The following is a 22742-nucleotide window of genomic DNA, read 5'->3' on the forward strand; positions in this document are numbered from 1 at the left end:
TATGATGATAAATTTCAAACCGTTATGGCTGACACTGGCTCTATTGTTCACCACCATTGTTAGCGTGCCTTCATGGGCGTTGAATGTCACCGCAAGTGTCAGTAAGACCAACATCAGTAAAGATGAGGTCATCCAACTTAAAATTGTTGCCGACGAAAAGCTTGATGGCAATAAGGTCAGTTTTGACACACTTTCCAACGACTTCTATGTGGGGCGTCCCAGCTTCAGTTCTTCGGTTAATATTTTAAATGGGACACGTACGGACAGCAGTGTCTGGACGGTGGCCATCGCTCCCCAGAGACTAGGGAAATTAGTCATTCCAAGCTTTGACGTAAATGGTATTGCCACCACTCCCATTACCCTAAACGTGACCATGGATGAGCAGACACCGACAACAGCGGATATGGTGGAGGTTCGCACCCAACTCAGTAAGTCTGAGCTCTACCCGAAAGAGAGCGCCATTCTCGACACCAGAATCATCGTCAAGGTCGATCCTCGTATGCTGCAAAACCCCAACCTGAAAAAACCAGAAGGTTCTGGGCTACAAATGTCACCAGTCAGCGAGCCCAAGCAGTATCAGGCGGTACTTGATGGTGTCGAAGTTCTGATCATCGACCAAAGCTTTCGCGTGATCGCGGAACAAAGTGGCGAATTTGCCATTCAGGCACCAACACTCACCGGAGGCGTTTTGTATGGCAACACTCGTACTGGCGGTACCAAGATACTGACTCTTGATAGCGAGTCTCCGAAGGTCAACATCACTGTGCTACCGATTCCCGATAACTACAACGGTATCTGGTTACCCACCTCTAACCTGACTCTGAATCAAGACTGGCAACTGGATGGGGGACAAAAAGTGGACTCACCAACAGTTAAAATCACAACCGGAGACTCGTTGACCCGCACGGTGACCCTCACTGCCTCGGGAGTCACATCTGAGCAACTGCCAGATCTTACCCTTGCACATCCGGAGGGGTTTCGTGTCTATAATGAAAAGCCTACATTCCGTGACAACGGGGACAGCTCAGTTACCATGACGACAAAGCAAGTGTTGATAGCTAAGCGCAGTGGCGAGTTCGTAATCCCTGATTTGAGCGTGCAGTGGTGGGATTCATTGAATAAAAAGTCTACCCGCAGTCAGGTCGAGGGCATGTCTGTCGTTGTAAACGCAAGCGATGAAACGGTCGCGGCTAACTATAGCACTGCAAACCCCAACGTTTCTGACCCTGTTGTAGTCAACGATGCTGGTTATTGGCCTTGGGTGAGCGCACTGTTCGCGTGCTTATGGATAGGCTCCTGCTACATGTGGTACCGGGCGGCAAATAAACCGTCACTTACGATTAAAGCTTCGCCATCTGACGGCAAAGACAGTTCATCCATTCAAACTCAGCTTATCAACGCGATAAATCAGGGCGATAGCATTAAGGCTCATGCGATGCTTCCTCTGTGGCTATCTGACGTTGAACTCACTCATTCCGACATCACTGCAATACACCATGAATTTGATTCAATGAGCCGGGCTTTAGATGGTAACAGTGACGACCAATGGAATTCGACCACTCTGCTTGGGCTAATTTCTGCCGCCCAGAAAAGCAAGCGCTCTGCCCCATCACCATTAGCGTCTCTGTAAGGCCTAAAACCTAAAAAAGCGCTCGCATTAATGCGAGCGCTTCAAAGGGGGGAATCAAACAAATTGATTATAGGTAGAAACGACCACCAAGAAGGAATTCGTTGTTGCGCACTTTCTTGTATTCAACCCCTTCACCCTGGTTATCGAACTTATAGCCAGTGAATGCACGGAAGCGCGGTGTAATTGTGTACTCAGCCTGCAAAGATGTCGCAGAATTTACACGTAAACCTTTTTCTTCATCACGCAGTTCTTCGTGCTTGACGATTAGGTTTAGACCGTTATCCAGGCCATATGCAACTACAGAATCAAAACCTTTGGTGTCTTTCAAAAGAACGTTATTTGCAGTGTTCATGTTCTCGTTATCTGCATAAGTAGCAGAAACGTATAGACCCGCACCGAAGTTACCATATTTACCAGATACTACATGAGATTGAGCCTTCTTGGTTACAGAAGAACCGCTCTCACGAACATCACCACCTACATAACCGTAGTTCGCCTGGAAACCAGCGATGCTGTAGCCGATGCGACCTTGTGCGCGCGCAGCTGCATCGATTTTCTCGTTCGAGTTAGCACCTTGCCAGCCTAGACCAAAGTCTAGAGTACCTGCGTCACCAAGATCGATAGCGTTAGAATAAGAAGCTAGCTTGTCCGCACGTGCAGTACCTAGAATACCGTGGTTGTCGTAAAGGAAACCATTCGACCATGCGATAGGCTGATCAACAACACCTGCAGCCATGTAGTACTGAGACCACTGAGTACCAAGTGCAACACGACCTAACGTTGCGTGAGTTAGACCGATGTAACCTAGACGAGTGGTAAATGCTTGCTTGCCACCGTTGTCCATGTTGATAGCCCACTCACCTTTAACATCAGCAGTGAAGCCGTTACCTAGCTCTGTAGCAACTTCTAGGTTTACACGTGGCGATTTCTCGTTTTGAACAATTTGACCGTTTTGCTTGCCTTGTTCATTGCTTTGGAATGCCACAGTCGCGTGACCACCGATCTTCGCCGTTGTACCTTCTTTGTTGTAGATTTCAACTGCGTTAGCTTGAGTACCGATTGCAGCAGCTGTTACTGCAAGTGCTAGTAGAGTTTTGTTCATAATGACTTCCATATGACAGTTTCAAACCTAATGACTTCTCTTTATCCATTGAGCAAAGAAGCATGTATTAGGCTATTGGGTGTTAATACTGCACTTTGCTGAGCGAGTTGAATTAACAAATAACTCAGTACAAGTGCCTGAAAAACATGAATTCGTAATATGGAGATACTTTAACGAGGAAGTTCCGCAATGGGGCGTCAAATAAAATGAAGCTTTACAAAACACAACAGAAACCAAAATAGACAAATAAATTCAATAAGTTAAATTTATTCAAATTGGATAAACCAAGAACCCCTACTGTTTTGTTAGATATTTTTACCTTTTGGCAATAATTAAAGTCAATAACACTACAGTGCAGCATTCAGATGGTGAATTAACCATCTTCCAGATGCAAAAAAGCCGCTCAAAAGAGCGGCTTTTACAAACTAGGATGCTAGCTTTCCATTATAGGAAGAAACGTACACCCGCTGCGTATTGGTTGTCTTTGTCAGCTTTGTAGTCGCCAGTGCCTTGAAGGTCAAACTGGTAAGCTACGAACGCACGTACGCGTGGGTGAATGTCGTATTCAGCCTGGATAGCAGAAGTTGCGTATACTGTGTCGCTCTTCTTCTCATCTGTTACTGCTTCGTAGTTAACGCTTAGGTTTAGGCTATTAGTTAGACCGTAAGCTACGATTGCTTCGTATGCGCGAGATTCTTCTAGAAGATCGCCATAACCTGGCTTAGCTGCATCATCGTAGTTCATGTAGTCATTCATTGCGTAAACACCAGCTACGAATAGACCGTTACCGTAAGTACCGTATTTAGCAGAAACTACGTGAGATTGCGCTTTCTCAGTTGAACCAGAGATAGTGACGTCACCACCTGTGTATGCATAGTTCACGTTGAAGCCAGCGATATCGTAGCCTAGAGCTACTTGACCACGGTCAGCAGTTTCACCAGCTTTAGTACCTGCAGCGTCAGTGATGTCTGCAGAACCCTGCCAGCCTAGACCAACGTTAAGTGCACCAGCGTTAGCGAAATCAAAACCGTTTGTATATGCAACCATCTTATCAGCACGGCCTGTACCGAATGCACCATGGTTGTTGTATAGGAAGTCGTTCGCGAAAGCGATTGGCATATCAGCAATGCCCGCTGCAGAGTAGTATGGAGACCACTGCGTACCAGCAGCTACACGACCATAGTCATCGTGAGAAACACCGATGTAGCCTAGACGAGTTTTGAATGAAGTGTCACCACCGTTTAGCATGTTAAGTGCCCACTCACCTTTAACATCAGCTGTGAAGCCGTTGCCCAGGTCTTGAGTTGCTTCCATGTTGATACGTGGAGATTTCTCATCAACGGCAAAGTGATCTTGGTCGCCGCCAGCAACACCAACAGTAGCGTGACCGCCGATAGAGAAAGTAGAACCGTCTTTGTTGTATAGCTCAACTGCTTGTGCAGTAGTACCGAAAGCCGCAGCAGCAACTGCTAGTGCAATAAATTTTTTGTTCATTGGGATTTCCATATTTCAAGTTTTATGTGTCATCACGATGAATGACATTACGTACATAAAGCTGTTACGCACACAGACATAACACCCATGCATGTAACCCGACTTGATGTAACGCTGGATTAACATGACGGGAATCACTCTAACCCTAAAGTTCCCAAAGGCTTCATAAAAAGACGTAAAACATTAAAAACACCGTTTTCTATTTTAATAAACCATTAAATAACATGAACTTAAAACAAGAACAAAAAATATAAACAGATCTAAAAGAAGGGGAGAGATGAGTTTTCTTGAGGTTTTTTAGTGCTTCAAGGTGAGCTAATTCACATTTTTAAATACTTTTCGATGAAAAAAACGGCACTACAACTGGATTAATTCAATAGGTTACATTGTATTCGTCGGCTATTTTTGTGCTTTGTCAGTCTGCTTGGGAGGGATATTTCAATACATATTCTTTACTTTATGCCTTGCTGCATTGTTCATGACAATAAATACGAATAACAGTGATGTAACCAGCTGAACCGTTACTTTGTGGTGAGTTATAAATTTGCCAATGAGACACGCTTTTTATGCGCTATAGATCACAAAACGAACACTTCTAGGGAACTTTCTTTACCTCATAAAGGAAACCTCAGAAAGCCGTTCTATCCTTGCAATAGATCACTCTTGTTAGCAGCAGGGGTGCTCACGCAGTGGCAACATTGCAGTGGTTATAAATAATCAAAGGATAGAATTATGAAAATGGCAGCCATCGCTACGGCGATTACAACAGCACTCGTCTCTGGTTCAGCGCTAGCGGCAGAGGTTTACAACTCAGATGGTACTTCTCTCAGTATTGGTGGTCGTGCGGAGTTCCGTGGCGATTTCCAAGGGCAAGATTCAGGAAAAGAGCTTGATGGTACAATGTACAATAAGTCACGCTTTCGTATTAACGTCGGTGGCGTGACTCAAATTACCAATGATCTCAAAGGAATAGCATTTTACGAGGCCGAGCAAACCGTCAATTCTGATGGCAGCAACAGTCAGAACACTAACTTTAACCAGCGTTACATGTATGCTGGTTTGTCTAGCAATGCAGGCGATGTCACCTTTGGTAAACAGGATGCCGCGACCGTTCAAATCTCGCAAATGACCGATACCGTGACCACACACAGTGGTATCCAGAAAACCTATATAGAAGCGGGTGATGAGCAAATCAACAATGCACTAGCCTACTCTGGCTACTTTATGGACGCCCTGTCAGTCAAGGCAAGTTTCCTGGCATCTAGCAACTCAAGTGAAAACGGCTGGGCATTGTCTGGTATCTATACTCTGCCATTTGGTTTAGGCATTGGGTTAGGCTATGCCGCGAACGACAACCCTGTTGGTCAGGACTCCACTCAATTTATTGGTGCGGTCAACTACCGCTGGGAAGGGCTTTACCTCGGTTTAGGTTATACCCAGGGTGAAGGGTCGAAAAAAGATACCCAACTGCGCGACAACGACTTCAATAGTATTGAAGCCGTGGCTCAATATCGTTTCCCAAGTAACTTCGAAGCCGTCTTAGGCTATCAAAAGGGCGAAATCGATCCTGAGGGCGATAACAAGTACAGTGTCAGCGATTATGTGGAACTAACCGGTATCTACTACTTCAACAAGTCACTTCGTACCTATGCAACCTACAAGGTCAATAACTTGAAAGCCGACAGTTCTGAGCTAAACAGGGACGCTGACAACTCACTGCGTCTGGGCTTGCGTTACGATTTCTAAATCCAGAAAACGATACAAAAGGGGGCGACTTTGGTCGCCCCTTACTAATAGATAACACACAAATCTCTGCTTTCTATCTACCACTCCCTCTCATTGATACTTCCCCAATTTAGTGCACTTGCACCACCAAGCTCTGATATAACGGTTAGTCAGACATTCAATAATTGATATTTTTCACTAATTATCAATAAGTTAATCGCAAGATGCGAATTGGCACGACTACTGCTTTAGTAGTAGAGACAAATGCTGGCAGCATTTGCACTTATCGGTCTCGGTATCCAGAGAATTGTTTTTTTAGAGGGAGAAGATAATTCAACAGATGCTATCTAGGCAGAAGGGACTCTATAAGTGGTCACTATTTTGCCTCCCTTCCGTGAGGGAGGCCTTTTTTTATCTTGAGTCTAGCGAATCAGCCTGACGACCAACGCCCCAGGATCTCTCAAACTATCCACGTTATAACTCAATACCGTCGCATCAATTGGCGCATGATAGGTATCTGTTAACTGCCCGAAGCTATCAAACTGCCTGGCAACCAACTCACCTTCTTTGACGGTTTGCAGCAAGTCCACCTGAGGCAGTACGAAGCCACCTTGTCGTGCCCGTATGGTCACAACTTCCTGGCCTTCAATGGCGCAAGGCTCGGTTTTGACTCTATTCCCCTTAACAAACCCGTGATGAACAAGGATACGTTGAATACCCTCTACCGTTCGCTCAATAAGTTCAGGTTGAGTGATTTTTCCCATCCCGACTTCTATCGTGATACTTGGAATGCCCGAACTATTCCAAACGGTTTCTAGCACACCGGCATCACCAGGATCATTCAAAATTGCATCAGGTTCTATCAGGCGTGCCATCTCCAAAGAGGTGTCCAGTCTGAAATCAGCAAACACATACAAGGGGTAAGTCGCACCACGTGTTTGTGTATGCAAGTCGATAGCGATATTGGCATTCGGTTTAAGCAATCGACTCCAAAGGCTATCTAAGTAACGGTTGGCTGCGTCCCCCTCGGGGTTACCAGGAAAAAAGCGATTGAGATTTGCAGGAGAGGCATCGGGATCTGACGAGTTGAAGTCACGACTGTGGCTCAGAATGCCGGGAATATTCACCGATGGCACAATTGTAATTACGCCCGAATCCAGACTGTTTTCAATGCGGCGGATCAGCTTGTGAGCGGTCAAAATACCGTTAAGTTCATCACCATGAACACCCGCTGTCACCACAAGCTTGGGACCACTTTGTGCTGCCTTAACAACCACAACAGGCAATTGAATAGGTACGCCCATTGCGTTGGTAGATACCTGGAACCAGAACTTATGTGTTCCTGGTGATAAGCTATCAACATCCAGCGTATGTATAACAGGTAGAGGTTCTTGTTCGCTTAAGTATTTCATTTTTGGTCCTGTCGCTAAAAAAAGCGGGCCTTGGGCCCGCTTGTGTCAGAATTTGAAGGCGTCGATTAGGCAAAGCCCATCAAGTGAGCCCCAATCACAACGAAACTGGCTAATAAGAATAGCAGCAGTATAAAGCGCCAGCAGAATTTTGCCCAGTCACCCCAGTCAATTCGGCACACACCTAACGTTGCCATGAGTGACGCCGATGTTGGGACAATGACGTTGGTAAAACCGTCACCTAATTGGAAAGCCAACACAGCGACCTGACGTGTTACGCCCGCGATATCAGCGAGTGGCGCCAATAACGGCATGGTGAGTGCCGCCTGGCCTGAACCAGAAGTCACAAAGAAATTGAACACCGACTGAAATGCATACATCAACCATGCTGCTGCCACATCTGGCAACCCGCTGATCATGCCACCAGCACCGTTTAAAATGGAGTTCAACACACTGGACTCATCGGTAGTGCCACCACCCAGAATCAACAAGACACCTTTAGCGCATCCAACCAATAGTGCTGGCGCGAGCATAATACTCGCCCCTTCCTTAAAAGCATCGGCCATGTCATTCAGTGTCATATCATTAAGACGGAACAGAACACCGATTAAACCAGCAACGAAGCCCATAGAGAAAAATTGTGACGCAATTTCCGGGATATACCAGGCATGAGCAACCACACCCCATACCACCCACACAGTCGTCGCGATTACGGTGAACAATACCAGCGAGTCTCCAAGGACCCAGCGTGATTGCTGCTCTTTTTCCGCCTGCTTCCTGAAATACACATCCGTACGGCGGCTATAGGAAAGCTCTGGGTTTGCTTTAATGCGCGCTGCATACACCATAGTAAACACGATACCGATGATGGTGAAAGCTACCCACATAACCATTCTCATGGTCATTCCGGACAGAACCGGAATCCCTGCAATCCCTTGCGCCACCGCTACAGAGAAAGGATTCATCCAGGAAGTTGCAAAACCAATTTGTGTGGCAACATAAGTCACCATAACGGTCGTTATCCCATCGTAGCCAAGGCGTACCATCAGCGGTGCGATAATGATCGCAAACGCCACTGCTTCTTCGCCCATTCCAAAAACCGCACCGCCCAAAGAAAACAGAGCAAAAAGAACAGGAATAAATAGTGCTTCACTGCCTTTGGTTTTATCGATCAAGCGAAGAATACCGTTGTCGATGGTGCCCGTTCTCATTACTATGCCAAATGCCCCACCAATCACTAGCATAAACATAATGACGCCTATCGCGGATCCCCACTTTGACCCAGACACCAGACCTTCAAAGGCAAAGTTCATCAATCCAATGCCACCGCCGGAAGCGAATAGGCCGACAGACTTATAAATCAACTCGCCATTTTCGTCTGTAGCGTACTCGAACGAGTGAGGGTCGATAACCGTCCGGGTTTTCTCTGCACCATCCACCAGATAAGTCACCTCCTGACTATCAAAGTGGCCAGCAGGAATAAAGTAAGTCAGAGCCGTCGCCAACATACCCACAATAAATATCAAAATCAGAGTATCCGGCATTTGCCATGTTTTTGTGCCATCGCTCAAATTAGTATGGCATTCAGTATGAGAATTCATAATTATGTTCTGGTTAAGCATAAAATTTGGTGCAAATATCCATTAGGCAGCATAAAAAATCAATAGTTTCCAGTTCAACATTTAAACACTCGGGATATTAATTGATCTGCAGCACGAATATGCTCCCAAATTTACTTGTTGGGTCAGACATGAGTTCCGTAGTAACATTGTGAAAAAATTAAGAAAATTGAAATGAGCTTACAACATCACCCAATTCGAGGGGCCGCGTGGATGCTTGCTGCAGGCGCCTCTTTTGCTATCGTTAATAACCTTGCCCAAATTGTTAGCATTCATCATGGGATGTCTTCAACTATGGTAGCGCTTATTCAGTATGCGGTTGCCTTCGTTGTTATCATGCCTTACCTGAAGACGCTTGGCTTTCGGCAATCTTTACTCACTGCCCACTTTCCCGCTCACTTATTACGCGTCTTTTTGTCTGTCATCGGCATACAACTCTGGATGTGGGCACTGGCCTACCCGGTCCCCATCTGGCAGGGGATAGCGCTGCTTATGACCTCCCCTCTGTTTGCAACTTTAGGCTCTGGCCTGATTCTCAAAGAGAATGTTGGCTCAGCAAGATGGTTGGCGACCTTATGTGGCTTTATTGGCGCCATGATCATTTTAGAACCCTGGTCTGATAGTTTCAGTTTGGCAACACTCTTACCCATCGGTGCCGCGTTCTTCTGGGCGTGCTACTCTTTAATGGTAAAAAAGCTCTCAGCAGATGACTCCCCTTCAACCATGGTGGTGTATTTGCTGCTGTTGATCACGCCATTCAACCTGTTTCTGGCTTTGCCCGACTGGTCACTTCCCCAATCAGGCACCGTCTGGACTTTACTGTTGTTCGCAGGTGCGTTAACAGCGTTGGCACAATGGGCCATCGTCAAAGCGTATTCGGTAGCGGATGCCTCTTTTGTCCAGCCTTTCGATCACGCTAAGCTGCCGATGAATGTCCTCGCTGGCTGGATAGTCTTTGGATGGGTGCCTCCCGGTCGCCTCTGGTTGGGCGCTGCAATCATTATTGCCTCAGTGGCATTTATTACCCGCTGGGAAACCAGAAAAGAGCGATAATAGAAGTTAAGGTGAAATAAAAACGGAACCTGACAGTTCTTATTGTTAAACGGATAATTATTGAGGCTGAGAAAATGGCGGAACCAATCAAGATCACTCTTTATCGTTGGGCAGGAAGCTGGGGACCGTTTAAGGTTAACATCCCTTGCGGAGAGTGCACACTAACCAAGGATATCTTGCAAGACACATTCAAAAATGAGTTACGTGGCGTTCCTGTCGATTTGGAAGTAAAAGATTGGTTATCTCACTGGTGGGAACCATTAAAAAAAGGAGCTTGGCATGCCCCTATTCTCATGGTTGAAGGAAAGGTGATCAGCCAGGGTGAAGCACTGAACCGAGGCGTGCTCGTTCAGTCAGTGATTCAAGAGTGGACAAAGCGTGACACGTTAACAGGCAATATTGTTTACGGTAAATCGACGTGCCCCTTCTGTGTTAAAGCAAAACAAATGCTCGATGAAGCGGGTGTTCATTATCAATATTATGATGTAGTGAAAGACAGCGCGGCACTGTATCGAATGATTCCTGAAGTCAAAGCGCATATAGGTCAAAAGACCCCCGTTACCGTCCCTCAGATTTGGCTAGAAGATGAATATATCGGAGGCGCAGACAATCTGGCGGTCTGGCTAGAAAAGAAAAATCAGCAAAGCAAACCCAACAACGTCTTAACCTTCGGCGAAAAAAATGCCTCATAACTAAAAGATAAAAGCCCGTGAACGCTAGTTCACGGGCTTTTATTTTGTGTCTTTTAAATGGCGATTACTTAGCCATTTTTTTCATCATACGCTTGATGAGCGATTTTTTCTTTGGCTGTGGTTTGCCATAGAGCATTTCATTAATCATTTGTTTTGCAGCGATTTGACCAATGTATGCAGCGCCTAGTTCGTAACCCATGATCGTTTCTCCCATAGATTTTGTAATTAACTTTCAACTATGTGTAATTTTATACCTAAAAGAGAAAAAAACAAGACCCACATCACATATTTTTGTATTAAAATTTCACTACAGGGCTAATTTACGAGTTTTCAATCTAATATATTGATTTGATTAGTTATTACTGCTTGCCTTAAATAAAAAGCGATACATCAAACCAGACTGGGTTGTGAGCTTTCCTCAATCGTCAACTTACAAATTCTGCCTCTATCATTACTTACATTAATGCATCATGGATAAACAATTGATTTAAATGGGATATATCCAAATTTAATGAATATTCCAAAATGGAATTTCCATCATTCCACACATTCAATCATTTGTTTCTTATACTTGCGCTCAACAATATTTCGAGTTAAAAAAAAACTAATCGCTATTTCTTCATTTATCTAACAAGTGACCACGACCTTTCCCACACATGTTTACGTTAGTCACTTGTTTAGCAAGGTAAAGTTAATGCTCTATCCAAACTCTAAGGACTGCCTGATTATCGACAATTACCCGCTAGTTAGGGAAGCACTAGCACAAATCGTGTCCTGCATTGAAGATGTGAATCTGGTGCATCAAACCGGGAACACACAAACAGCACTTAACCTGATCAAATCAGGCAATATTGAACTGGTCATTTTAGATGTCAATCTTGCCGAAGCCGATGGGTTTGAGTTCATGCGGCGCGCGTATGCCTCCGGTTATCAGGGCAGAGCAATTTTTGTCTCTAGTTATGGCTATCCTGTCTACTCTGAAACCGCCTACAAGCTAGGCGCAAATGGCTATATCAGTAAGTCTGAGGAGAGTTCTTTGATTCGCGATGCGATTATCGGAGTGTCTCGCGGCTACAACCTCTTTAAAAGTGATTATAAGGAGCGCAACAGGAACATTGTTCTGTCTCAACGTGAAACCGTGGTATTCAACTATCTGAAAAAAGGTTACACCAACAAACAGATCTCAGAGTTTTTGTCACTCAGCGCAAAAACAATCAGCACCTACAAATCGCGAATTCTCGATAAGTATGAAGCGAACTCAATTGTAGAGCTGATCAATGCTCATGACGTGGTGGAAAATGAAAAACAGATGGTAATGAACTGACACTACTCTCAGTAAAAACTAAAGGGAAAGCACACTAGATTTTTCGTGGGCTTTCCTGAGTCACAACTTGCTTCAGTATCTGATGTAGTTTTTGATGCAGCGGACTTTGACGATTACTCTGTTTAATACAGGTCACCACGGGGATATGCGACTGCATATGGTCTGGCAAAGGCACAAACCTCACCTCACCATCGTTAATCAGGTGCTTAGCAAACAAAATTGAGTAGTCCTCGTTTTTCACCAGATCCAACGCTAAATCAAGGTTATCCAATTTAACTCGATAGTCGAAGATCAAATCATACTGGGCCATCTGCTTAATCAAACGGCGATTGGTTTCATTCCAACCGCGAATTTCAAAGAAAACACAGGGACGTTCAAATATCTGCTGCCATTGTTCGAAGTCGCTGTTGGCACCCACCAACGCGCCTAGCTCAACATTCAATATACTGTTCTGGTAAATAGACTTAGAACAGTCTTCATTAAAAAACTGCAAGCCTATTTGCACCTTTCCATCAATGATTTCCTGGTAAGTATTACTTCGCCAGGTTTTGAGTTCAATAAACGAGTTAGGAAATACACTTCTCAAAGTCTGCAACAAGACGCCACCAAAACACTCTATCGTGACATTATCCAGCCCAATGACGATAGGTTGGTCATACAGCGATTCATTGAAGGACTCTCCCTGTTTTAATGCATCCTCGACCAAGCGCAAACCATTTTCAATACCCGGGATAATACGTTCTAGATAATGAGTCGGTTCCAACCCGCTGGCAGATCGAACAAATAAGGGATCATCGAGTTGAGTTCTCAATTTAGCTAAGTGCTTACTCACTGCGCTTTCAGTTTTGCCCAAAACGGCCGCTACCGTAGTCAGGTTTCGGTATTGGTATATAAGAACCAACACTTTAAGCAAATTGTAATCGTGCTGCTTGTACATTCGGTTGTCCTTGGCATTGCATAACGGATTATACTTTCGAGCGTTTCACTTGATAGAGGCGACTGTCTGCCCTTTGAATGGCCGACTCTAATGTTTCGGCTTCTTCTACCACGGCGACACCAAAACTAATGTTCAAAGACAGCTGTTGGGTCCCAAAACTTTTAGCTCTCACTTCACTGGCTAATCGAGAGGCGAGGGATTGTGCCGTGCGCTCATCACAACCGGGCAACAAAACAAGAAACTCATCTCCTCCACTGCGGATTAAGTAATCACTTTCCCGGAAACAAGCCTGCATACAGCGTGCAATAAACACGATAGCCTCGTCTCCTACATGATGTCCAAAAGTGTCGTTGATGCTCTTCAGTTTGTCACCATCAATCGCTATCACAGCTAAGCCCTGTTTCTCTATCGCATATTTTAAGCTGCTATCCCGTAGCGCAGCTCTGTTATATAGTCCCGTCATTTCATCACGTCGAATGGCGATTTCGGCCAGTTTCAACTTCTCTCTTTTCGTTTTTAACTCTTCCAGACGGATAACCACATAGAACAACGCTGTGACCATCAGGAAATAGAGCCACAGTGTATCAACGATGATCTGGCTGTAAGGAATTCGATAAATGACGGCAAAATCTTCATCAACAACAAACCGTTCAGAGTAGGCGGATTGATGAAACGGGTACCGTAAATCTTCCACTATCATTTCCCTGCCATTCGAACTGTTGTTACTGACATAGGTTTTATTATCGAGAAATGGAAACTCATTCAGGTAAATATCAATATTCAGATCACCTACCATCACTAAACCATCGTACACGGGACTAGAGATGGTGATGATGGCCTGTCTAGTAATCCTGTCACGATAAACATCAGACACCACAATTCGATTACTCAGGTCCTGCGCCGACGCATATCGGGCACAACGAAACGACTCCGCACACATTTTCTCTGAAAATACCTCGTCAATCTCTTCTCCAGCAAGGCTAAAGGACTGACTGGCCAATATTTTTAGTCCTTCGTAAGAGCGATAGTACAGTAGGTACTCTAAACCCACGGCCAACTCCGGCATGCTAAGAAACAATCGTTGCGCGGTCGAACTGACGATTTTTTCATTCTGAGTAAGAGCCGCATCCGGGATCAAACGATAGACCCGTCCTTGATCTAGTAACGGTTCATCGACATCGTTACCGGCGTTCAGCTCAATTTCAGCCTCAAGTAATACACTGAGCAAATACAACGTAGACTTGTAATCCTGGATGGATTTGGTGACAAGGTGAAATTGTGCAATTTCATTTTTGACCAGCTTATCCAAGGTCTGATAGACAACAAAACCGTAGATGACAGAAGTGAGCATCGCTGATTTGAATAAGATAATGGCATATTTTTTAGTCAGCTTTTGCATCTGGATGTTTTTTGGCCAGTAGTTTCGATGTTTATTAGCGACAATTATCAATGAAGGCAATCACATGATCAATGCGATTGGTAAAACATCCCAAATCCATAGGGAGCGATGCAAGATTCGTGGGCAAAAACTGACATAGGGAAAAGAGACCCTGTAAACCTGAAAGCCACCTAGCCAAGTTGGTGCGTTTTTTTTCGTTGAATCAAATGTCCGGACGTTGTTAGTTAGGTCTACAGGGTCTGTTTAGAGTTATACCCTTATTCAGAAATTAAGAAACTGCAGAAATTGACAGGTTGACAAATTGGTAAACTGATAATTTTCAAGCTGATCAAATTGTCAGTTATCGACTTCAGAGCCACTGGTTACCCTATACCTGAACTGTATAGGAGATAAAACTATGGAACCTATTGTTTATATTAAAAAATATTCTGAGCTTACAGAGAAACAAAAGCTGGAGATGCACACTTTACGCTATGACGTATTTGTCCGTAGGTTACGCTGGTCACTGAACACGATAAACCAGTTAGATATAGATGAATACGACCGCCCAGACGCTAAATACATCATTATAGAATATGAAGGGAAAGTTGCGGCTTGCTGGCGATTGCTGCATACCAACACGCCTTACATGTTAAAAAATACCTTTCCCGAATTATTGCAAGGGGAATCTTTTGATGACGGTAACGTCGTAGAGTTAACTCGATTTGCCGTTGATCGAGAAATATCTAAGCGTGCAACTCACATCAACTTTACCGAGCTACTATTTTATTTGGTTGTTCAATACGGGTTTGAACAGGGATACTCCGCTTTTATTACTCCCACAACTACGGGTATAGAACGAATAATGCGGCACGTAGGAATACCTAATCATCGCATGGGGGATGGCAAGATTCGCATGCTAGAACACACCAAGAGTATCGCATTGCGAGTACCCATTGATTCAGCTCTGAGAGATTGGTTTACCAACGCTACGATAAACCAGCATAGGCTCGATAGAGCCAGTTAGCAGGGCTTTAGAGACCGCTTGAGTGCGAGAGAAAGCATTGAGTTTTTCACTCGCATTCTGTATATGAAAATTGACCGTTCGCTCAGAACAGCCAATGATCTGCGCGACTTCCCATGAGCTTTTTCCCTCAGCGACCCAGGCCAGGCAAACCTGTTCGCGTAACGTCAGGTTTGATTTAACTTGACCAAACTGTTGCTCGCATACGTGGTTTCTTATGTCATTAATATAGTCTGCCACCAAACTACTCACATAGGTCGCCAGAATGGTTGCCTCATGGCTCAACTTGGTGGCACCTTTGAGATTAGAAAAACTGATGAGACCTAGGCAGCCATGGTTGGCTCTTAACGGTACGGTTACACCTTCACCAAGCCCAAAATCCGAAGCAAGTTTGATTACGTTTTTGTCGTCTGGAACACTATTTTTGATAATGTCTTTCCAATGAATGGGAAGCATACTATTGCGGCAATGAAGCACCACTTGGTCAAAATACATGACTTCATTTTCTTCATAAAATTGGCGCCAATCCAGCGGCTGATTAGTCAAGACGACATTTTCCGCTCTCATTACCGTCACCGGAACAGAAACTGCGAACAAAAAATGTTCAAACCCTATCACTTCCGTCACTTCACTTAACTTTCGATTAAGATCATCAAAATTGAAGCATTCACCCGCTTGTAAATCCCGGACCAATATAGAGTTTATTTTTTCAACAACTTTCACGTCGAGATAGCCCCAGCAGACTGCCTAGTCATATGCATATTAATGACCACGATAACCAGACTCACCAAAGATTACAAATTTTCCATTTGGAAACACTTAATCAAAGATTACAAATTTTCCATTTGGAAACACTTAATCAAATGGTCAACACACTCGCGAATCTTTCTCGGTTGATAGCGATCTTTTTGATAAATCAGTGAAAGAGGGACTGATTTAATACCCCAATCACGAAAAACAGGGACCAACTCACCGTTAGAGATCTCCTGTCTGCAATACATTGCCGGTACTCTTATTAAGCCGAGTCCCTTCTTGGCTGCGTTAATCAACACGCGACCATTCTTGCACTGCAACGCTCCTTCAATAGCCACATCACATACCTCTCCTGAGCCTCGATGTTCAAACCGCCACTTAGTCACTGATCCCGTAATACATCTGTGATGTTTTAGGTCTTTCGGGTGATTAGGAACCGAAGACTGGTGCAGGTAGCCAGCACTTGCGAGGGTTTGCATCTCCACATCTGTCAGGTGCCGGGCCACATAACTGGCATCCGGTAACTCGCCCATCCGAATCGCCAAATCAAATTCGTCTTCCAGTAAATCCACTCTGTTGCTGGAAAAGTCCAGTTCGATATTGACGTCCGGATATTCAAGCAAAAACTGAGCAAGCATCCCCGCAACGAGATCTTCTCCTATATAACCACCAACACAATTGATTTTAATGGTGCCACGTACTGCTTGCGTGTCATCAACCGCATTGTGGACGGCTTGGTCGATAGAATTCAATGCCGTATCACATGAAGCCAGGAAATCCTGCCCGGCTTCGGTCAATTTCATGCTTCGTGTGGTTCTCACGAGCAGAGTGACTCCCATCTGACTTTCAAGCGACTGAATTTGTCGCGAGACGTGCGAACGTGAGACATGCAGTGCTTCTGCCGCCTTGGTGAAGTTCCCTAACTTAGCGACCAGAACAAATGCCCGAACATCAAGAAGATTTATTGTTGAATGAAACATAGTGAAATCCACGGTAGTGTTATGCCTGACACCCTTTTTGATAATGTCAGACGTTCTGGGCTTCTCAATGAGTGAAAACCGTTAATCTTAAGGCACTTGTGTTGTCAAAGGATAGATTTGAAACCAATACTTCGCCTCAATCAATCTATATCTGAATGACTGTCAAATTCTACACAATGAAAAAGCTAAATACTGATCGTCAATCTAATTTCTAGCCTTAATCGTTTAATTTGACAACCAAACTTAAAGCCACTCACATTTTGAAATTAGCCAATTTCGTAATTTGGCAATTTTAGAGGAGGTTTATGTTAGAGCTGCTCATCGGGCTAGTCGTCACACTAGTTGTTGGCTACTTCATCTGCATTAACATTCAGAGACCTGAGTCCATCATTTTCTCACTCCAAATATTTGTGCTCGAAGTTTGTTCCATTTTCCAACTCGCAACACTGCTTTTCCGTACTAAGCTTGTATTTAGCTTTCGTTAAAGTCGAAAAAGGACACACCATGAAAAAAGTACTCATTGGTATTGCGCTGACAACCGCTTTCGCGAGTCAATCTGCTCTGGCAGGAGAACATGTTGTCTACGAGTTAGATGGACAACCCTATGAAGGTTACTGGGCAAAGGTCAATAACACAGCTCCGCTAGTATTGCTCGTTCATGATTGGGACGGGCTCACCGAGTATGAAGAAAAGCGGGCCGAAATGCTCAACAGCATGGGCTACAACGTATTTGCCGTGGATCTGTTTGGTCAGGATGTCAGACCGACGAAAGTAGAAGATAAACGTCAGCATACCGGGGCTCTTTATAAGGACAGAATGAAGCTTCAGGCTCTGATGAATGCCGGGTTAGAGCAGGCAGGCAAGCTCGGGGGAAATCTAGACAATACCGTAGTCATGGGATATTGCTTTGGTGGGGCTGCAACTTTAGAAGCAGCAAGAGCAGGTATGAATGCTCGTGGCTTTGTTACCTTTCATGGTGGTCTACAAACCCCTGAAGGGCAAAACTACACTCAGACTAAAGCACCAATCCTGGTTCTCCACGGTACGGCAGATTCAGCGATTCCGATGTCTCAGTTTGCAGAGCTCGCCGTTGAGCTTGAACAAAGCGGCGTTCCTCACGAGATGATCACTTATAGCGGAGCCCCACATGCGTTTACTGTGTTTGGTTCTGACAGATACCGTGAAGACGCCGACAAGAAATCCTGGCAGGCCTTTTCTGAGTTTTTGGTCACAACAACCGGAAAACCTTAAAATTAACGGAGTTGCGAATAAACAAAAGGCCAGCTCGTTGACGACCTGGCCTTTTAAGTTTTCCATTATTGATCAACTACACTGCGTTACTGTGGATTCTTCGCCTTAAACAGAATCGCGTACATAACTGGAATAAATACCAATGTTAGAATGGTCGCGAAGCCCAAACCAAACATAACAGTAATGGACATATTCACGAAGAATACATCGCCCAATAGCGGTATCATCCCCAGAATCGTTGTACACGCTGCGAGCATAACAGGACGCATACGAGAGATAGAAGAATCAATAATAGCGTCGTATAGCGGCTTCTCCTCGGCTTGCATATCTATCTCTTCAAGCAACACAATCGCATTCTTAATCAATAGTCCAATCAAGCTGAGTGCACCTAGCAGTGCCATAAAGTCAAACGCACCATTTAATAGTAACAAGCCTGCTGTAATACCGATGATAGCCAGTGGTACGGTAATCCAAATGATCAACGGTTGACGTACCTTACCAAACAGCAACACAACCACGATGATCATCATGATAAATGACACCGGAATAGCACTAAACAGCGCTCCTTGAGCTTCTGCTGAGTCTTCGTACTCACCGCCCCAGTCCATGGTGTAACCCGGAGGCAGTTCAATGGATTCAATTTGCGGCTTCAGGCGCTCAAACAGAGGGGCCGCCAGTTCACCGGTAGGGTTAGCCGAGGCAATAATGGTCGTCAAACGATCACGACCACGTATCATTGCATCTTCCCAAACAGTTTCGAATCCAAGCACAACCTGCGCAATTGGAACCGTACGTTGCAACACTGGGCTATATACCTGAGCATCCATTAATTGCGATACATCCTGGCGCTCACTCGCATCGGCACGGAAGTAGATAGGAAGCAGTCTTACACCATCACGGTAAATACCGACCTGTGAACCTTCACTAGCCGCACGCAGTGAGGCGGTCAATTCAGTTCTGGTTACGCCCAACTGTCTGGCCACTTGCTCATTAAAGATCGGTTTGATCAGCTTAACGGGTTGACGCCAGTCATTACGTACCTCTTTTGCTTCAGGGTCTGCATGCATAATTGCCTCAGCCTGCGCAGAAAGATCTCTCAACACCTCTGGGTCCGGCCCTGCAAAGCGGGCTTCGATTTTTGAGTCGCGCCCCGGACCAATACGTAAGCTCTTAATTTTAGGCTCTATGCTATCGATATTTTCAGTCATGTACTTATCGATTTTTTGCTGGAGCCCGGCGATCAATTCTCGCGTCTCAGTACGAACGATGATCTGCCCATATGCTTTGGTTGAATCTTGTGGGGTGTAAACCAGTGAGAATCGCGAAGCACCGCCTCCGATAAAGCTCGCCGTCCATTCCACACCTTCTTGCTCGCGAATAAACTCAGCGACTTTAAGCGTATCGTCCCGGGTTTGACGAATATCAGTACCTTCAACTTCCCAAACATCAACGAAGAACATCGGTGTATTCGCATTCGGGAAAAAGGCGTTCTTAACGAAGCCGAAGCCCCAAACGGACGCCAAAAACATCGCGACAATAACGCCAATAGTCAGCAGACGCTGTTTGAGAGCAAATGTGAGTACGCCCTTGTAAATAACGAATCCAGCACCCGCATACGGATCCTTCTCCTCTTCGCCTTCTTTCTTTTCTTCTTTTTTGAGCAATAAAGCACACAGCAAAGGTGTCGTCGAAACCGCTGTTACCCAACTTAAAGAAAGAGAGATCAAAATGACGTAGAACAGTGAGCGAGTGAACTCACCGGTGTTACTTTGCGACATACCAATTGCCGCAAAAGCAAGGATACCTACAGCCGTACCGCCTAACAGGGCCCAACCGTTAGCGCCAACAACTTCTCCTGCTGCTTTTAGAGCCGGTACTCCCCGCTTAATCCGAATCATCATACCTTCGGCAACAACAATAGCGTTATCAACCAACATCCCGAGCGCAATGATAAGCGCACCAAGTGAAATACGCTGCAACTCGATACCATAGAGATGCATGAGCGCAAGAGTACCTGCAACCGTAATCAACAGTACCGCGCCGATGATCAGACCAACACGCAGCCCCATAAACGCCAGCAATACCACCACAACAATGATAAGTGCTTCGACAGTATTAGTCACAAAGCCCGCAACCGACTGATCAACTTCTGTTGGCTGATCGTAGATGATATCCAGATTCATTCCCAACGGGATCTGATTTTGCAAACTGTCTATTTTATCGGCAATTAAGCCACCGACCTCAACTACGTTCTTACCACTCAACATCGATATACCGATGGTCAGAGAAGGCTTACCATTGAAGTAAATAAGCTTGGTCGGTTCATCCACATATTCACGAGTAACTTGTGCGACATCTCCAAGTCGAATGAGTTTTTTGTCGTTACTGGAAATCAGAAGGTCTTCGATTTCGCTCACATGTTTAAAGCTTCCAGTTGGCTCTATACGAATGTACTCAGGCCCTACACGAAAACGTCCTGAGTCAGACACCAAGTTCTGCGAACTTAGCAGATTTTCAATAGTGGCCATGTCGATGCCTAGCTCCGCCATTTTCGAGCGAGACATTTGGACGTAAACTACCTCTTTCTGGTCACCATCAATAGACACCTTACGAACACCCGGCACTAATACCAATTGTTTCTTTAAGTTGTCTGCAACGTCTTTCAGTTCACGATACGTATAGCCTTTACCATTCAGCGCCAGGAACCCACCGTAAACATCAGCAAAATCATCCACAATTTGTGGCTCACCGGCACCTGGTGGCAACTTATGCTTGTTGTCGGCAATTTTACGTCTCAATTCATCGTAAATACCCGGCATTTCTGCCGAAGTGTATTCGTCTTTGAACTCGATAGTGATATCCGAAAGTCCTTCACGAGTCACTGAACGCTTAATCCGTTTTACCTGACCTAGCAGTCGAACAGCATCCTCAATGTGATAGGTAACTTCATCGTAGACCTCTTGTGGAGAGGCTCCTGGATAAGACGTGATGATCTTTGCTTCTTTGATCGTAAAAGCCGGGTCCTCTAACTTACCCATCTCGAAGTAAGCCAACACCCCGCCAATCGTCATCAACAGCACTAGCAGCCAACTGTTGACTTTGTTCTTTACTGAATACTCACCTAAATTCATAAAACTTCTCTTCTTGCTGAGTCACAGTTACTGAGCCTGGTCAATTTCTGGCATTAAGCTCACTTCCATACCTTCAATAAGGAAAGGCACACCTACCGTCACGATACGCTCACCCATATCTAGGCCAGAGAGAACTGTAATACGGTCTCCTGCCATAGTAGAGACTTCAATTGATTTCGGTGACACGGTGTTGTTCTCATTCACGACCCAAACGGTAGCATTATGTGCATTGTCACTCACCACTGCTGTAGCCGGAACCTGAATTGCCCCTTTGGTTTCCTGAAGTTTTGAAAAATCAGCAGTCACATAACCCGTCATACCCGGAAGAATATTTTGATCAGAGGGCGCTTCCATCGATACGGTGACTTCAAATGTCTGCGTATCTGAATCGGCTTTTGAAGACACTTCGGTGACGGTGACCGGATAAGGTTTCTCACGGCCTGCGTCAAAATAAGCAAATACAGGAATGTCTACTGGATCTGCGGATTGTTCATCACGAATTTGACGCACCAGTTTTTCCGGCACATTAAACTTGAGTTCTAGTGTGTTCAGATTTTGGAACGTGAATACGACTTGTTTTGCTTCGACGTTTTCAAAATTCTGTATCTCGCGCTTTGCAACAAAACCATCGAATGGAGCCAACAATTTTGTGTAGCTTAGCTCTGTAACCGCTTTGTCATATGCTGCTTTCGCTCGGGTTAAATCCGCTCGAAGTTGTTCAAAGTCCTTTTTGGAAATAAAGTTATCCTTGATCAGTTCCTGCGCACGCTTGAAGTCGGCTTGTGTTCTTTGCAATGTGGCTTGTGTGTCTCTGACCGCAAGTTTAAAACTGGTGTCGTCCAACGTCGCTAGTACGCTGTCTTTCTTGACATTGTCGCCTTCCTTAACTGGAATGCTGTTTACCTTACCAGCTACACGAAACGCCATTTCCGCACGGTTTGAAGCAAGCACTCGCGCTGGAAATTCGCGCACCATACTTTGGTTTTCCAAACCGATTACCATGGTTTTTACCGGACGAACTACAGGCGCTTCTGCCTTTTGCTCTGGCTCTGGTCCACAACCAGTGAGCGCGACACCTATTAATGTCGCTAACGTCATAGCTCTCAAATGCGTTTTCATAACAACCACCCAACAAAAAAATTTATAAAAACCAACACAATAATAGGTTAACGAGGTCAATTACACCTTCTTGGTACAAATTACATTAAGCGCAGCAAAAAGCAACAAATCAACCACAAAA

The 22742-nt window shown here is 44.9% G+C and carries 18 protein-coding genes; 7 read left to right on the plus strand and 11 right to left on the minus strand.

What is annotated here, in order from left to right; translation table 11 throughout:
* Position 1: 1 nt before the first annotated feature.
* On the plus strand, positions 2-1630 hold the full coding sequence (locus C4S60_RS01920; RefSeq protein ID WP_244182997.1) for a BatD family protein: 1629 nt from the start codon (positions 2-4) through the stop codon (positions 1628-1630).
* 67 nt (positions 1631-1697) lie between these two features.
* Here C4S60_RS01920 and C4S60_RS01925 read toward each other — a convergent pair whose 3' ends face one another.
* Both C4S60_RS01925 and C4S60_RS01930 read right to left on the minus strand, forming a co-directional pair.
* The gene (locus C4S60_RS01925; RefSeq protein WP_103878643.1) at positions 1698-2732 is read right to left on the minus strand and encodes a porin; all 1035 of its coding nucleotides are present in this window, start codon (positions 2730-2732) and stop codon (positions 1698-1700) included.
* Between the two features lie 444 nt (positions 2733-3176).
* Positions 3177-4226: a porin gene (locus tag C4S60_RS01930; RefSeq protein ID WP_103878644.1), complete on the minus strand. Its 1050-nt coding sequence runs from the start codon at positions 4224-4226 to the stop codon at positions 3177-3179.
* A gap of 732 nt (positions 4227-4958) precedes the next feature.
* Between C4S60_RS01930 and C4S60_RS01935 the strand changes: the two genes are divergently transcribed.
* A complete protein-coding gene (locus tag C4S60_RS01935) occupies positions 4959-5972 on the plus strand; it encodes a porin (RefSeq protein WP_103878645.1) in 1014 nt (337 codons plus the stop codon).
* 401 nt (positions 5973-6373) lie between these two features.
* Here the strand turns inward: C4S60_RS01935 and C4S60_RS01940 are convergent, their stop codons facing one another.
* On the minus strand, positions 6374-7363 hold the full coding sequence (locus C4S60_RS01940; protein WP_103878646.1) for a succinylglutamate desuccinylase/aspartoacylase family protein: 990 nt from the start codon (positions 7361-7363) through the stop codon (positions 6374-6376).
* Between the two features lie 65 nt (positions 7364-7428).
* Entirely contained in the window at positions 7429-8904 is a 1476-nt protein-coding gene (yfcC, locus tag C4S60_RS01945) for a putative basic amino acid antiporter YfcC (RefSeq protein WP_208623237.1), read from the minus strand.
* A 249-nt stretch (positions 8905-9153) separates the two neighbouring features.
* On the opposite strand from yfcC, the gene C4S60_RS01950 reads away from it, so the two are divergent.
* Positions 9154-10032: a DMT family transporter gene (locus C4S60_RS01950; RefSeq protein ID WP_103878647.1), complete on the plus strand. Its 879-nt coding sequence runs from the start codon at positions 9154-9156 to the stop codon at positions 10030-10032.
* A gap of 74 nt (positions 10033-10106) precedes the next feature.
* Positions 10107-10724, plus strand: a complete 618-nt coding sequence (locus C4S60_RS01955; RefSeq protein WP_103878648.1) for a glutaredoxin domain-containing protein — start codon at positions 10107-10109, stop codon at positions 10722-10724.
* A 64-nt stretch (positions 10725-10788) separates the two neighbouring features.
* Here the strand turns inward: C4S60_RS01955 and C4S60_RS23840 are convergent, their stop codons facing one another.
* Positions 10789-10923: a hypothetical protein gene (locus C4S60_RS23840; RefSeq protein WP_279626933.1), complete on the minus strand. Its 135-nt coding sequence runs from the start codon at positions 10921-10923 to the stop codon at positions 10789-10791.
* A 495-nt stretch (positions 10924-11418) separates the two neighbouring features.
* Between C4S60_RS23840 and C4S60_RS01960 the strand changes: the two genes are divergently transcribed.
* Positions 11419-12048 (plus strand): response regulator transcription factor, encoded by a 630-nt coding sequence (locus tag C4S60_RS01960; protein ID WP_103878649.1) that lies wholly within the window; start codon positions 11419-11421, stop codon positions 12046-12048.
* A gap of 34 nt (positions 12049-12082) precedes the next feature.
* On the opposite strand, the gene C4S60_RS01965 is transcribed toward C4S60_RS01960, so the two are convergent.
* Together C4S60_RS01965 and C4S60_RS01970 are read right to left on the minus strand one after the other, a co-directional pair.
* The gene (locus C4S60_RS01965; RefSeq protein ID WP_103878650.1) at positions 12083-12985 is read right to left on the minus strand and encodes a LysR family transcriptional regulator; all 903 of its coding nucleotides are present in this window, start codon (positions 12983-12985) and stop codon (positions 12083-12085) included.
* A gap of 28 nt (positions 12986-13013) precedes the next feature.
* Positions 13014-14384 carry a GGDEF domain-containing protein gene (locus C4S60_RS01970; protein WP_146060837.1) on the minus strand — a complete coding sequence of 457 codons (1371 nt, stop codon included), beginning with the start codon at positions 14382-14384 and terminating at the stop codon, positions 13014-13016.
* Positions 14385-14781: 397 nt separating this feature from the next.
* Here C4S60_RS01970 and C4S60_RS01975 point away from each other — a divergent pair, with 397 nt between their 5' ends.
* Complete coding sequence (locus C4S60_RS01975) at positions 14782-15390, plus strand: acyl-homoserine-lactone synthase (protein WP_103878652.1); 609 nt, start codon at positions 14782-14784, stop codon at positions 15388-15390.
* On the opposite strand, the gene C4S60_RS01980 is transcribed toward C4S60_RS01975, so the two are convergent.
* Both C4S60_RS01980 and C4S60_RS01985 read right to left on the minus strand, forming a co-directional pair.
* Positions 15325-16110 carry a helix-turn-helix transcriptional regulator gene (locus C4S60_RS01980; RefSeq protein ID WP_103878653.1) on the minus strand — a complete coding sequence of 262 codons (786 nt, stop codon included), beginning with the start codon at positions 16108-16110 and terminating at the stop codon, positions 15325-15327. The two genes, C4S60_RS01975 and C4S60_RS01980, sit on opposite strands and share 66 nt — an antisense overlap.
* Positions 16111-16217: 107 nt before the next feature.
* The gene (locus tag C4S60_RS01985) at positions 16218-17120 is read right to left on the minus strand and encodes a LysR family transcriptional regulator (RefSeq protein ID WP_103878654.1); all 903 of its coding nucleotides are present in this window, start codon (positions 17118-17120) and stop codon (positions 16218-16220) included.
* A gap of 504 nt (positions 17121-17624) precedes the next feature.
* Between C4S60_RS01985 and C4S60_RS01995 the strand changes: the two genes are divergently transcribed.
* Positions 17625-18371, plus strand: coding sequence for a dienelactone hydrolase family protein (locus tag C4S60_RS01995; RefSeq protein WP_103878656.1), 747 nt, complete (start codon positions 17625-17627; stop codon positions 18369-18371).
* 86 nt (positions 18372-18457) lie between these two features.
* On the opposite strand, the gene C4S60_RS02000 is transcribed toward C4S60_RS01995, so the two are convergent.
* Positions 18458-21502, minus strand: coding sequence for an efflux RND transporter permease subunit (locus C4S60_RS02000; RefSeq protein WP_103878657.1), 3045 nt, complete (start codon positions 21500-21502; stop codon positions 18458-18460).
* 27 nt (positions 21503-21529) lie between these two features.
* Positions 21530-22621, minus strand: coding sequence for an efflux RND transporter periplasmic adaptor subunit (locus C4S60_RS02005; RefSeq protein ID WP_103878658.1), 1092 nt, complete (start codon positions 22619-22621; stop codon positions 21530-21532).
* Positions 22622-22742 lie beyond the last annotated feature (121 nt).

Source organism: Vibrio hangzhouensis (assembly GCF_900107935.1).
Taxonomy (GTDB): Bacteria; Pseudomonadota; Gammaproteobacteria; order Enterobacterales; family Vibrionaceae; genus Vibrio; species Vibrio hangzhouensis.